Annotated in this window: 11 protein-coding genes; 8 read left to right on the top strand and 3 right to left on the bottom strand. The window is 65.6% G+C overall.

Going from position 1 to position 13033, the window contains the following annotated elements:
* The first annotated feature begins 23 nt into the window (after positions 1 to 23).
* From ACR9Y6_RS03350 to ACR9Y6_RS03365, 4 genes are all read left to right on the top strand, one after another.
* Entirely contained in the window at positions 24 to 530 is a 507-nt protein-coding gene (locus ACR9Y6_RS03350) for a peptidylprolyl isomerase (protein WP_481279988.1), read from the top strand.
* A gap of 240 nt (positions 531 to 770) precedes the next feature.
* Positions 771 to 1970 (top strand): aminotransferase class I/II-fold pyridoxal phosphate-dependent enzyme, encoded by a 1200-nt coding sequence (locus ACR9Y6_RS03355; protein ID WP_481279989.1) that lies wholly within the window; start codon positions 771 to 773, stop codon positions 1968 to 1970.
* Positions 1971 to 2007: 37 nt separating this feature from the next.
* Positions 2008 to 2988 (top strand): malate dehydrogenase, encoded by a 981-nt coding sequence (locus ACR9Y6_RS03360; RefSeq protein ID WP_481279990.1) that lies wholly within the window; start codon positions 2008 to 2010, stop codon positions 2986 to 2988.
* Between the two features lie 242 nt (positions 2989 to 3230).
* Positions 3231 to 4175 carry a cation diffusion facilitator family transporter gene (locus ACR9Y6_RS03365; RefSeq protein WP_481279991.1) on the top strand — a complete coding sequence of 315 codons (945 nt, stop codon included), beginning with the start codon at positions 3231 to 3233 and terminating at the stop codon, positions 4173 to 4175.
* Between the two features lie 231 nt (positions 4176 to 4406).
* Here ACR9Y6_RS03365 and gnd read toward each other — a convergent pair whose 3' ends face one another.
* Positions 4407 to 5447, bottom strand: coding sequence for a phosphogluconate dehydrogenase (NAD(+)-dependent, decarboxylating) (gnd, locus tag ACR9Y6_RS03370; RefSeq protein ID WP_481282680.1), 1041 nt, complete (start codon positions 5445 to 5447; stop codon positions 4407 to 4409).
* A 267-nt stretch (positions 5448 to 5714) separates the two neighbouring features.
* Here gnd and ACR9Y6_RS03375 point away from each other — a divergent pair, with 267 nt between their 5' ends.
* Positions 5715 to 7646: a M1 family metallopeptidase gene (locus ACR9Y6_RS03375; RefSeq protein WP_481279992.1), complete on the top strand. Its 1932-nt coding sequence runs from the start codon at positions 5715 to 5717 to the stop codon at positions 7644 to 7646.
* Positions 7647 to 7659: 13 nt separating this feature from the next.
* Complete coding sequence (locus tag ACR9Y6_RS03380) at positions 7660 to 8316, top strand: Pr6Pr family membrane protein (protein ID WP_481279993.1); 657 nt, start codon at positions 7660 to 7662, stop codon at positions 8314 to 8316.
* Between the two features lie 12 nt (positions 8317 to 8328).
* On the opposite strand, the gene ACR9Y6_RS03385 is transcribed toward ACR9Y6_RS03380, so the two are convergent.
* Complete coding sequence (locus ACR9Y6_RS03385) at positions 8329 to 9342, bottom strand: LysR family transcriptional regulator (protein ID WP_481279994.1); 1014 nt, start codon at positions 9340 to 9342, stop codon at positions 8329 to 8331.
* 35 nt (positions 9343 to 9377) lie between these two features.
* Here ACR9Y6_RS03385 and ACR9Y6_RS03390 point away from each other — a divergent pair, with 35 nt between their 5' ends.
* Positions 9378 to 10031: a hydrolase gene (locus tag ACR9Y6_RS03390; RefSeq protein ID WP_481279995.1), complete on the top strand. Its 654-nt coding sequence runs from the start codon at positions 9378 to 9380 to the stop codon at positions 10029 to 10031.
* A gap of 60 nt (positions 10032 to 10091) precedes the next feature.
* A complete protein-coding gene (locus tag ACR9Y6_RS03395; protein WP_481282681.1) occupies positions 10092 to 11924 on the top strand; it encodes an ABC transporter ATP-binding protein in 1833 nt (610 codons plus the stop codon).
* A gap of 154 nt (positions 11925 to 12078) precedes the next feature.
* Here the strand turns inward: ACR9Y6_RS03395 and ACR9Y6_RS03400 are convergent, their stop codons facing one another.
* Positions 12079 to 12957 carry a LysR substrate-binding domain-containing protein gene (locus ACR9Y6_RS03400; protein ID WP_481279996.1) on the bottom strand — a complete coding sequence of 293 codons (879 nt, stop codon included), beginning with the start codon at positions 12955 to 12957 and terminating at the stop codon, positions 12079 to 12081.
* Positions 12958 to 13033 lie beyond the last annotated feature (76 nt).

A 13033-nucleotide genomic window follows, 5' to 3' on the forward strand; every position in this document is an offset into this window, starting at 1 on the left:
TTCAACGAGTTACAGGAATCGCGATGACCATCAACGTCACCATGAAGACGAACAAGGGCGACATTCACCTGCGCCTGCATGACGAGAAGACCCCGATGACGGTGGCCAACTTCGTCAACCTCGCCAAGCGCGGCTATTACGACGGCCTGTCGTTTCATCGCGTGATCCCCGATTTCATGATCCAGGGCGGCTGTCCGGAAGGTTCGGGCCGTGGCGGCCCGGGCTACCGCTTCGGCGACGAATTCGACGCCAGCCTCAAGCACGACAAGCCGGGCATCCTCTCGATGGCCAATGCCGGCCCGGGCACCAATGGTTCGCAGTTCTTCATCACGCACGGCCCGACCCCGTGGCTCGACGGCAAGCACAGCGTGTTCGGCGAGGTCGTGGGTCCGGAAGACCAGGCCGTGGTCAACAAGATCGTCGGCGACGACACCATCCAGAAGGTGACGGTCGAGGGTGACGTGGACGCGCTGCTGGAAAAGCAGGCGGCCAAGGTGAAGGAATGGAACGAGGTGCTCGACGCGCGCTGAGGCGGGCGAGGGTGCATCGAGGGGAAAACGCCGCCCGTGGGCGGCGTTTTCGTGTCCGGGTATCGCCGCTGAAGCGGCTCCCACGGGCAGCGAGACTTCGCCCACGGGTGCGGCAGGCCTCACGGGTGCGGCAGGTCTTGCGTGGGAGCCGCTTCAGCGGCGATCCGCGCGGCAGCGCGGCCAGACCTCCGCACCCCGTGTTAAAATGCCCGCCTTTGCCCATCCCCCGCCGAGGAAACGATGCCGCAGCTCGCCAAGCGTATGGGTCGCGCCAAGCCCAGTGCGATCATGGTCATTGCCGAGAAGGCCAAGCGCCTGAAAGCCGAGGGGCGCGACATCGTCAGCTTCTCGATCGGCGTGCCCAATTTCCTCCCCGGTGAGCACGTCTACGCCGCCGCCCGCGAGGCATTGGCGAAGGACTCGGGCCAGTACGGCAGCAATCGTGGCGCCGACGCGCTCATCGACGCCTTCCTGGCGCACATCGAGGCCCTTGGCCTCACCGGCTACACCCGCGCCAACGTGACGACCGGCGTGGGCGCGAAGCAGGTGCTCTACAACCTCGCCGAGGCCCTGCTCGACGAAGGCGACGAGATCGCCTTCCCGGCGCCGTACTGGACCAGCTACCTCGACATCGCCGAGATCGTCGGCGCGAAGATCAACATCCTGCCGTGCCCGCCGGAGCAGCACTACAAGCTCACGCCGGCCCAGCTCGATACCGCGCTGGCACGCAAGCCGCGCGTGTTCCTGTTCAACAACCCGTCCAATCCCACGGGCATGGTCTACACGCGTGACGAAATCGTCGCGCTGGCCGATGTGATCGCGAAGTATCCGGATACCTGGATCATCACCGACGACATCTACAACACGATGGTGTTCGACGGTGTCGGCTACCACAATTTCGTGCACGTGCGTCCGGAACTGAAGGACCGCGTGATCTTCGTCGACTCGCTGTCGAAGACCTACGGCATGCCGGGCTGGCGGGTAGGCTTCATCGCCGCGCCGGAAGCCGTGGCGCTCGCCGTCACCACGCTCAACTCCAATCACATCACCAGCCTTCCGGAAGTGGTCGGTGCCGCGGCCGTCGCCGCGCTTTCCGGTCCGCAGGACGTTCCGGCGGCGAAGTGCGTGGAGTTCGCGGCCAAGCGCGACCGCGTGTACAACGCACTGGTTTCCATTCCTGGCGTGGTCTGCCCGCGTCCGCAGGGCGCGTTCTACGCGTTCCCGGACATCTCCGTGGCCTTCGGCAAGAAGCACCATGGCGTGTCCATCGAATCCGACGTGGACTTCTGCGCCGCGCTGCTGGAAGCCAAGGGCGTGGCCTGCGTGCCCGGCTCCGCGTTCGGCGAGCCACGCGCGCTGCGTATTTCCTATTCCTGTCCCGACGAGGCACTCGACAAGGGCATGGCCCGTATCGTCGAGTTCTTCGCCGAACTGAACTGATCGTCAGTCCCAAGCGATATCCCCGAGGAGTCGAAAGATGAAAGCACCCGTTCGCGTTGCCGTCACCGGCGCAGCCGGCCAGATCGGTTATGCCTTGCTGTTCCGTATCGCCGCCGGCGACATGCTGGGTCCGGACCAGCCGGTGATCCTGCACCTGCTCGAGATCACCCCGGCCTTGCCGGCCCTGCAGGGCGTGGTGATGGAGCTCAACGACTGCGCGTTCCCGACGCTGGCCGGCGTGGTCGCCACCGACGACGTGAACGTCGCCTTCAAGGACGTCGACTATGCGCTGCTCGTCGGCGCGCGTCCGCGTGGCCCGGGCATGGAGCGCAAGGATCTGCTGGAAGCCAACGGCGCCATCTTCGGTCCGCAGGGCAAGGCGCTCAACGATCACGCCAAGCGCGACGTGCGCGTGCTCGTCGTCGGCAATCCGGCCAACACCAACGCGCTGATCGCCCAGCAGAACGCCCCGGATCTCGATCCGAAGTGCTTCACGGCGATGGTCCGTCTCGACCACAACCGCGCGCTGTCGCAGCTGGCCGAGAAGACCGGTGCGCACACGACCGACATCAAGAAGGTCACCATCTGGGGCAACCACAGCTCCACGCAGTACCCGGACCTCCACGAGACCACCGTGAAGGGTAAGGCGGCGCTCGAACTGGTCGACCAGGCTTGGTACGCCGACACCTTCATCCCGACCGTGCAGCAGCGTGGCGCGGCGATCATCAAGGCCCGCGGCGCCTCGTCGGCCGCCTCGGCCGCCTCGGCCGCGATCGACCACATGCGCGACTGGGCGCTCGGCACGGCCGAAGGCGACTGGGTTTCCATGGGCATTCCGTCCGACGGTTCCTACGGCATCGAGCCGGGCGTGATCTTCGGCTATCCGGTGACGGTCAAGGATGGCAAGTACGCCATCGTCCAGGGCCTGAAGATCAACGAGTTCTCCCAGGCGCGCATCGACGCCACCGACAAGGAACTCCGCGAAGAGCGTGCCGGCGTGCAGCACCTCTTCAGCTGACGGCTGGAAGGGTGGAAGCCGACCTGGCCGGCGAAGATCGGTGAGAGCCGACCTTGCCGGCCGGTGGGAGCTGACCTTGTCGGCGATCCCGCGGCAGCGGGCCAGGTCGAGGCAAGCGCTCATCGCCGACAGGGTCGGCTCCCACCGACAAAAAGGCCGCGCCGCGAGGCGCGGCCTTTTTGTTTGGCCAGGAGGGCTGCTACCTTCGAGGTGCATTCCGAAGTTGGCGAGGAATCCGCTTCATGGCCCACAGTTCACGACTCGTCGTCCATGCCGCGCTCGCGGCCAACGTCGGCATCGCCATCGCGAAGTTCGTCGCGGCGGCGGTCAGCGGCAGCTCCGCCATGCTCTCCGAAGGCGTGCATTCGCTGGTCGACAGCGTCAACGAGGTCCTGCTGCTATATGGACTTCGCCGCTCGCAGCGGCGGCCCGACCGGCAGCATCCGCTGGGTTTCGGGAGGGAGCTGTATTTCTGGAGCTTCATCGTCGCCTTGCTGGTGCTGGCGCTCGGCGCGGGCTTTTCGCTGTACGAGGGTGTCAATCACATTCTTTCCCCGGAACCGCTGCGCGACCCCACGCTGAACTACATTGTGCTCGCGGTCGGTGTGCTCTTCGAAGGCGCGTCCTGGTGGCTGTCGCTCAAGAGCGTGCAGCGGAAGAAGGGCAAGCTCGGCTACTTCGAGGCCTTCCGCAGCACGAAGGACCCGACGACGTTCTCCGTGCTGTTCGAGGACAGTGCCGCGCTGATCGGCCTCGCCATCGCGGCGATCGGCGTGTACCTGTCGCATGCACTGAACGATCCGCGCATCGACGGCTGGGCTTCCATCGGTATCGCGGTGGTGCTGGCGCTGGCCTCGGCGATGCTGGCGCGGGAGAGCAAGGCCCTGCTCATTGGCGAGCCCGCGCAGCCGCACCTGCTCGCCGACGTGTGTGGCATCGCCGGAAAAGTGGAAGGCGTGGAAGCGGTCAACGGCGTGCTCACCGTGCAGGTGGGACCCGACCATGTGCTGGTGGCGCTGTCGGCCGCCTTCGACGACCGCCTGACCACGGTGGAGATCGAGCAGTGCGTGCGGACGATCGAGGCGCGGACGAAGGAAGCGAAGCTGCCGATCGTGGCGTTGTTCATCAAGCCGCAGACGCCGGAAAGCTGGCGCGAGCGCCTGCGCGAACTGGACGGCGAATCCTGACTGTCACCCATCGCCGCTGAAGCGGCTCCCACAACAGCGTCGGGTAGACCAGTCAGGAATAGACCTGGTGGGTTAGGAATAGACCTGGTGGGAGCCGACCTTGTCGGCGATCCCGCGGCAGCGGGCCAGGGTGAGGCAAGCACCCATCGCCGCTAAAGCGGCTCCCACAAAGAAGGAGCTCCCACAAACAAGGAGCTCCCACCAGGATCATTCACTCATGCGATCGCCCGCTCAGGAGTGTTCGCCTTCCTTCGGCGGCTTGCCGCGACCTTCGATATGGCCACCGAAGCCCATGCGCATCGCCGACAGCAGGCGCTCCGCATAGGTGTGGTCCTGCCGCGAGCGGAAGCGGGCGAACAGCGCGGAGGTGAGCACCTCGGCGGGGACGGCTTCCTCGATGGCGGCGTTGATCGTCCAGCGGCCTTCACCGGAGTCGTCGACGTAGCCGGAGTAGTTGTCCAGCTCCGGACCCTTGGCCAGGGCGCTGGCGGTGAGGTCGAGCAGCCAGGAGGACACCACGCTGCCACGGCGCCAGACTTCGGCGATGTCGGCCATGTCGAGCGAGTAGCGCTCGCGCTCGGGCAGGTATTCGGCGTTGCGGTTCTTCAGGATGTCGAAGCCTTCCGCGAACGATTGCATCATGCCGTACTCGATGCCGTTGTGGATCATCTTGACGAAGTGGCCCGCACCCGCCGGGCCGGCATGCATGTAGCCGTTCTCGACGCGGGGATCGCGGCCTTCGCGGCCTTCGGTACGCGGGATGTCGCCGGCGCCCGGTGCGAGGGTCTTGAAGATGGGGTCGAGGTAGTCGACGGTCTGCTTGTCGCCGCCGATCATCATGCAGTAGCCACGCTCAAGGCCCCACACGCCGCCGGAGGTGCCGACGTCGACATAATGCTGGCCCTTGGCGGCCAGGGTCTCGGCGCGGCGGGCGTCGTCCTTGTAGAAGGTGTTGCCACCGTCGATGACGATGTCGTCCTTGCCCATCAGGTCGCTGATCTTGGCGATGGTGGTCTCGGTGATCTCACCCGCGGGCAGCATGACCCACACGACGCGGGGCGAGGGCAACGCCTTTACAAGGGCTTCCAACGACTCGACGGCTTCACCGCCGTCCTTCGCGAGCGCCGCGCGGGCGTCGGGATTGTTGTCGTACACCACGGTCTGGTGACCGTCCCTCATCAGGCGGCGGGCGATATTGCCGCCCATGCGGCCCAGTCCGATCAAACCGATTTTCATGCGTGGGGTCCTCGATGTATGGAACGTGGGGAATATGCGGATGTCCACGCGGGATGCAAGGTATACCTAGGGATGTAAGCGGGCGGAAGGGTCCGGATGTGTGCGTTTCCTGGCCCGCTGGCACGGCCCGCGTGGAGGTCCAGCCAAGGATGGCTCCGCCAATAGTGCGTTTTGACGCCGCGTAAGTCGACCGCTTTCGTCATGCGGTGGCCGCGTCCGTCCTTCGCCGGCCTGACTTTCGGCAGGGTAGAGCCGGGCTTCGTTTGCCGGTTACGCTCAGGGGTCGTCCCTTGGGTGTCCCCGATGAAAAACGTTGCCCGCCTGTCGCTTGCCGCCGTCGCCCTCGCGGGGGCGCTGGGCGCCACGGCCGCCACCTTCGATCCGCGCGAGACCTTCGCTCCGTTCACTTATCCGCAACCCGTGAATGCATACCGTTCGGGTAGCGGCGTGCCCGGCCCCCTGTTCTGGCAGAACCGTGCGGACTACGATCTCGCCGCCACGCTCGACCCGGTCAAGAACACCATGACGGGCAAGGCGACCATCCATTACACGAACAACAGCCCGGACGCGCTGGACGTGCTGTGGCTGCAACTGGACGAAAATCGCTTCACGGCCGATGCCCGCGGCAATTTCACCTCGGGCAAGGCGGAGAAGCGCCATACCGACGGCTATCGCATCGCCTCGGTGACGGTGGAGCAGGGTGGCCGGGAGGTCGCCGTGAACCACGTCGTCAGCGATACGCGCATGCAGGTGAGGCTGCCGGTGGCCGTGCCGGCGCATGGTGGCAAGGTCTCGTTGACGATCGCATATTCCTACGACCTTCCTGGCGACTTCGGCGGCCGCACGGGCTTCGCGCCGTCGAAGAACGGCAACATCTACGAGATGGCGCAGTGGTATCCGCGCATGTGCGTCTACGACGACCTGCGCGGCTGGGACACGGCGCCCTACCTCAACAGCGAGTTCTACCTGGAGTACGGCGATTTCAACTACGCCGTCACCGTGCCTTCGGACATGATCGTCGCCGGATCGGGCGAACTGGTGAACGCTGAGGATGTGCTCACCGCCACGCAGCGCGAGCGCCTGGCCAAGGCGCGCGAAAGCGACAAGACGGTAATGATCCGGACGCCCGCCGACGTGACCGACCCCGCCAGCCGGCCGAAGAAGGGCGGCACGCTCACCTGGAAGTTCCGCATGCGGAACACCCGCGACGTGGCCTTCGGCGCGTCGACCGCTTATGTATGGGATGCGGCACGGATCAACCTGCCGGAAGGCAAGAAAGCGCTGGCCATGTCGGTCTACCCGGTGGAAAGCGTCGGTGACGCGAGTTGGGGGCGTTCCACCGAATACCTGAAGGCGTCCGTGGAGCATTTTTCCAGCAAGTGGTACCCGTATCCGTATCCGGTGGCGATCAACGAAGCGGGTTCGGCGGCGAGCGGCATGGAGTATCCGGGCATCGTCTTCGACCCGATGAAGGCGCCGGCCAAGGCGCTGCACATGGTCACCGCGCACGAGATCGGCCATACCTGGTTTCCGATGATCGTCGGCAGCGACGAGCGTCGCAACGCGTGGATGGACGAAGGGTTCAACACGTTCATCGACGTATATGAAGCCGACGCCTTCAACCATGGGGAATTCGCGCCCAAGCGCGATGGCGAGTACGCCCCGAAGGGCGGCAATCCCGTCGACGAGATCCTGCCCCTGCTGGCCGACGCGGACGCGCCGCCGCTGCTGATGGGCGCCGACATGGTCAAGGAGAAGTACCGCCACCCGGCGACCTACTTCAAGGCGGCGCTCGGCCTTGTCCTGCTGCGCGAACAGATCGTGGGTCCGGAACGCTTCGATCCGGCCTTCCGCAAGTACATCGCCACCTGGGCGTACAAGCATCCCTCGCCCTCGGATTTCTTCCGCCTGATGGAGAGCGAGACGGGCGAGGACCTGGGCTGGTTCTGGCGCGGCTGGTTCGAAAACAACTGGCAGCTGGACATGGCCGTCACCAAGATCGACGGGTCGAACGTCACCGTGGAAAATCGCGACCAGCTCGTCATGCCGGCAACGCTTCGCGTCACCTTCGACGACAAGACGACACGCGATATCCGCGTGCCCGTGGAGACCTGGCAGCAGCACAAGAGCTTCGAGGTGAGCGTGCCTGGCGGGGGCAAGGTGGTGCGCGCCCAGATCGATCCGGATCACGCGATCCCCGATCGCGACCGTTCGAACGATACCTGGCCACGTTGACGGAGGCGCGCCGGTGTCCCCACGCGTCACGGCGTTCTCCAATCTCTTCGCCATCGTTGTCGCCGCGGTGGCGTGGCCGGCGCTCGTCTTGCAGTACTGGCTGATGATGTGGTCCGGCTTCGAGGGGCTGGCGCTGCTTCGCTTCTTCAGCTTCTTCACCATCCTTTCCAACGTGCTGGTGGGACTGGTGGCCGCGTCTGCGGCGATGGGAGGCAATTGGGGGCCTCTGGCGTTCTGGCGCCGTCCACGGGTTCGCGGGCTTGCCGCGGTGTCGATCATGGTCACCTGCCTGGTCTATGCGACCGTGCTGCAGTCGACATGGGAGCCGCTGGGCCCGCAACTCGTGGCGGACAGGGCATTGCACTACGTGGTGCCGGTGCTGTACCTCGTGTGGTGGATCGCGTTGCTCCCGCACGGGACGCTGGTGTGGCGTGACGCCCTGCGCTGGCTGTGGTTCCCGCTGTCGTTCGCCCTGTGGACCTTCGTCCGCGGCGCGATCGTCCACGAATACCCGTATCCCTTCCTGGACGTGGATCGCCTCGGCTACGCGATGGCGCTGGTGAACGTCTTGCTGGTCGGTGCCGTCTTCCTTGTACTGGGCACGGCCTTCGTCGCGCTCGATCGCACCCTCCCCGGGAGCCGCTTCAGCGGCGACGGACGGCTGCCCTGACCGTATGCGGGTTCACCTGAAACGGGCTTGTTCGAAACACTCGATCAACAACTCGGTGAGCACCCGTACCTTCCTTGCGGGGTGCTGACTTGGCGGGCGAACGACATAAATACCCGCCGGAGGTGGTGGATAACGTGTCATGACCGGTACGAGGGCGCCCGAGGCCACATGCTCATGGGTGAGGCCATCGGGAAGCCAGGCGATGCCGAGTCCCGCGATGGTGGCGGCAATGAGCGCCGGACCGTTGTCGGCCTTGAAGCGCCCCCGTGGCTGGACCGTGACGACCTCGTCGCCATCCATGAACTGCCAGGCTTCCGTTCCCTGCATGAGGGCTTCATGGTCGGCGAGTTCCGCCGGGGTCTCCGGCGAGCCGTGCGCTTTGACATAGTCCGGGCTAGCGACGAGCTTTCCATAAAGCGGCCCGACGCATCTTGCGATCAAGCTGGAGTCCTCGAGGTAGCCGACCCGGATCGCGCAATCAAATCCCTCCGCGACGATATCGACGAAGTGATCGCTATAGGAGGTATGGATGTGGAGCTTCGGATGGCGTCGTGCCATTGCCGCGAGCACGGAAGCGAAGTGGGTCGGGCCGAAAGAAAGCGGCGCGGCGATGCGCAAGCGGCCGCGAAGATCCCCTTCGGGAAACATCGTTTCCCTGGCCAGGTCGATCTCGGCGCAGGCCCTGGCTGCATGGTCTCGAAACGTGACCCCGGCTTCGGTGAGGGCGGCGCCGCGGGTGGTTCGCGCAAGCAACTGGACGCCGAGTTCGGCTTCAAGACGGCCGAGCCGCCGACTGACGATCGACTTGGAGACGCCAAGCCGGCGCGCGGCGGGTGAGACGCCCCCGGCGTCGGCGACTTCCACGAATGTGCGCAGCTCTTCGATGTCCAACGTGACCTTCCCGATGTCGCGACACAGCGTGACATAAAGATATCCAATTCGGCGTTCCCCATCTTGCGACACAGCTCGACGCAGGATGGCGCTACCGCATCCCCCATGGGAGTGGCAAGGTTTGCCCGTGCACACCCACCTCACCCGTAACGGTAGCAAAGGATGTATCCATGACGTTTCGTAACGGCCTCGCTTCGCTTCTTCGTCCCGAAGACTCGGTACTCGTTCTGATCGATCACCAGCCCTATCAATTGGCGAACCTGAACAGCCATGATCCGCATGCCGTGGTCAACAACTCGGCCGCGTTGGCGAAGGTCGCCAAGGCCTTCGGCGTTCCCACCATCCTGACGAGTGTGATCGCGGAGCGGGGTGGTCTCATCTTTCCGCACATCACCGATGTGTTCCCTGGCCAGGAAGTGATCGACCGGACGTTCATCAACACCTGGGAAGACCGGAAGGTGGTGGATGCGGTCAAGGCGACGGGTCGCAAGCAGCTGATCATCGCCGGCCTCTGGACCGAGGTTTGCGTCGCGATGCCGGTGATCCAGGCGCTTGGCGAGGGCTGGGACGTGACGGTCATCACCGATGCGTCCGGAGGCACCTCGGTCGAAGCGCACGAGGTCGCCATCCAGCGCATGATCGCGGCCGGTGCGAACATGATGACCTGGCTGGCGCTGGCGTCCGAATGGCAGCGTGACTGGGCCCGGACCGAGCATGCCGCCGAGTTGACCGAGGTGCTCAAGCAGCATGTCGCCGGTAGCGGCATCGCCTACCTCTGGGAGCAGCAGTTGCTCAACACGCCGGTGCCGCGCGCCGCGGGCTGATCCGGGCGGCTCCATTCCCCTGCACATGCCGTGCGCGTCGACTCGGACTACAATCGGCGGATGATCTTCCGCTGGTTCGAATCCCTCATCGACATCTTCCGCGAGGCGCCCGACCGCGCCCCGCCCAAGGGCGTCGTGCGCTTCTACGCCTATTACCTGCGCCAGGTGTGGAAGGTATTCGCCGCCGCCCTGGTCGTGGGGTTGGCCGTGGCCTTGATCGAGGTGGCGCTGTTCGACTTCCTCGGCCGGGTGGTCGACATGGCGCAGAAGACGCCCGCGGCGGTGTTCTTCCAGACCCACTGGCGCACGCTGGCCTGGATGGGGTTCGTCGTGGTGATCTTGCGGCCGCTGACGATGGGCCTGCACGACCTCCTGGTGAACCAGACGCTCAGTCCCGGCATGACCAACATGGTCCGCTGGCAACACCACCGCTACGTGCTCAAGCAAAGCCTGTCGTTCTTCCAGAACGATTTCGCCGGCCGCATCGCCAACCGCATCATGCAGACGGCGCCGGCACTGCGCGAGTCCGCGGTGCAGGTGGTCGACGCCTTGTGGTACGTGAGCGTCTATGCGGGCACCTCGATCTATCTGTTCGCCAAGGCCGACGTCTGGCTGGCCCTGCCGCTGGTGCTGTGGATCGCGGGATACATCGGCATGCTGGTGTTCTTCGTCCCCAGGGTGAAGGAACGCTCGTGGAAAGCTTCCGAAGCGCGTTCCAAGCTGATGGGCCGCATCGTCGACGGCTACAGCAACGTGATGACGTTGAAGCTCTTCGCGCACACGCATCGTGAAGAAGCGTATGCGAAGGAAGCGATGCAGGAGCAGACCGACAAGGTGCGTTCCTCCAGTCGCATGATCACGTCGATGGATGTCTCCATCACCTCGCTCAACGGGCTGCTCATCGCGGGCACGAGCCTGCTGGCGCTGTGGCTCTGGTCGCGCGGCACCGTCTCCACGGGGCAGGTGGCCCTCGCCGTGGGCCTGGTGATCCGCATCAACAACATGTCCGGCTGGATCATGTGGGTGGTCAACGGCATCTTCGACAACGTGGGCACGGTGCAGGACGGCATCACCACCCTGGCCCAGGAGCGCACCGTGGTGGACCGCGACGACGCGCTTCCCCTTCGCGTGACGAAGGGGGAGGTCCGTTTCGACAACATCCATTTCCACTACGGCAAGGCCGGCGGCATCATCGGTGGCCTGGACCTTATCGTCCGTCCCGGCGAGAAGATCGGCCTGGTCGGTCCTTCCGGTGCGGGCAAGTCCACCCTGGTCAACGTGTTGCTGCGCCTGTACGACCTCGAGGACGGCCACATCTTCATCGATGGCCAGGACATCGCCAGGGTCACGCAGGAGTCGCTGCGTTCCAGCATCGGCGTGGTCACGCAGGACACGTCGCTGTTGCACCGGTCCATCCGCGACAACCTGCTGTATGGACGGCCGGATGCCAGCGACGCCGAGATGGCCGAGGCGGTGCGCCAGGCGCGCGCCGACGAATTCATCCCGGGCCTGTCCGACGGCGAGGGGCGCACCGGCTACGACGCCCATGCGGGCGAGCGGGGCGTCAAGTTGTCCGGCGGCCAGCGCCAGCGGATCGCGATCGCGCGTGTGTTGTTGAAGGACGCGCCGATCCTCGTGCTCGATGAAGCCACCTCGGCACTGGATTCCGAGGCCGAGGCGGCCATCCAGGAAAGCCTGGAGACCTTGATGCGCGGCAAGACGGTGATCGCCATCGCGCATCGTCTCTCGACCATCGCGAAGATGGACCGGCTGGTGGTGATGGAGCATGGCGCGATCGTGGAGACCGGCACGCATGCGGAGTTGATCGCGCGCGGCGGCTTGTATGCGCGGTTGTGGGCCCACCAGACCGGCGGTTTCGTCGGCGTCGAGTAGGTATCGGCTGCCGCTGTCGCCGCTGAAGTGGCTCCCACATTGCCTCGTCTCATTCCCAAGCGGACGTCAGGAAGGTTTCAGACCTTCGGAAGCCCTTTTGTGGGAGCCGCTTCAGCGGCGATAGCGTGGGAGCCGATCCTGTCGGCGATGCTCTTCAGCCCCGCGGTTCCTGCGCCTCCCGCTCGATCCAGCCGATGAACGCCAGCGCCGCCGCCGACGGCGGGCGGTGCGCGGAATGGACCAGGTAGTACGCATATCGCGTCGGCAATTCCGGCCCCGGCAGGCGAACCAGCCGGCCGTGGGCAAGATGCGCGGCGGCGAGCCGCGTGCGCGCGAGCACCGCGCCCAGTCCCGCCGCCGCGGCGTTCAAGCCGTCGGCCGAATCGCTGATCGTATGCATCGTGCCGCCACGCGGATAGCGGACACCGGCGGCGCGGAACCACTCGCGCCAGCCCTCGGGCGCGATATCGGTGAGAAGGGGCAGGTCGGCGACATCCTCGGCGGACCGCACCCGCGATGCCAGTTCCGGCGACGCCAGGGGTTGCAACGAGTCGTCCATGAGGAAGCGCGAGGTCAGGCCGGGCCATTGGCCGAGGCCATAGCGGAGCCCGAGGTCCGGGCCGCCCTCGTCGAAGCGCACGAGGGAGCGATCGGTATCGATCGACAACCGCACCGTGGGATGCGCATCGACGAACCGGCGCAGACGAGGCGTGAGCCAGTTGGCCGCCAGCGAGGGCAAGACGCTCAGGCGCAGCCCGTTGTCACGACGATGCTGACGCAGGCTGTCGAGCACCGACTCGACCTCGGCCAGGGCCGAGCCTGCGGCGTCGGCCAGCAAGCGTCCTTCAGGAGTCAGGGCCACCCCACGCGCATGGCGCTGGAACAGGCTCACCCCGAGCGCTGTCTCCAGCTTGCGCACGTGATGGCTCACCGCGCTGGCGGTGAGGTGCAGTTCCTCGGCCGCATGGGCGAAGTTCTGGTGCCGGGCGGCGGAGGCGAAGGCGGCGAGGGCGGGGAGCAGGGCGGAGCGCATCGTAGGGATGAATCAAATGAGAGGCTGGCTTGCAAAGGATGCGCTTGTGCGGCCTCCGGTTCCAGCGACAATAAGA

It is taken from the genome of Luteibacter sp. TLI7-4A, from assembly GCF_056754745.1.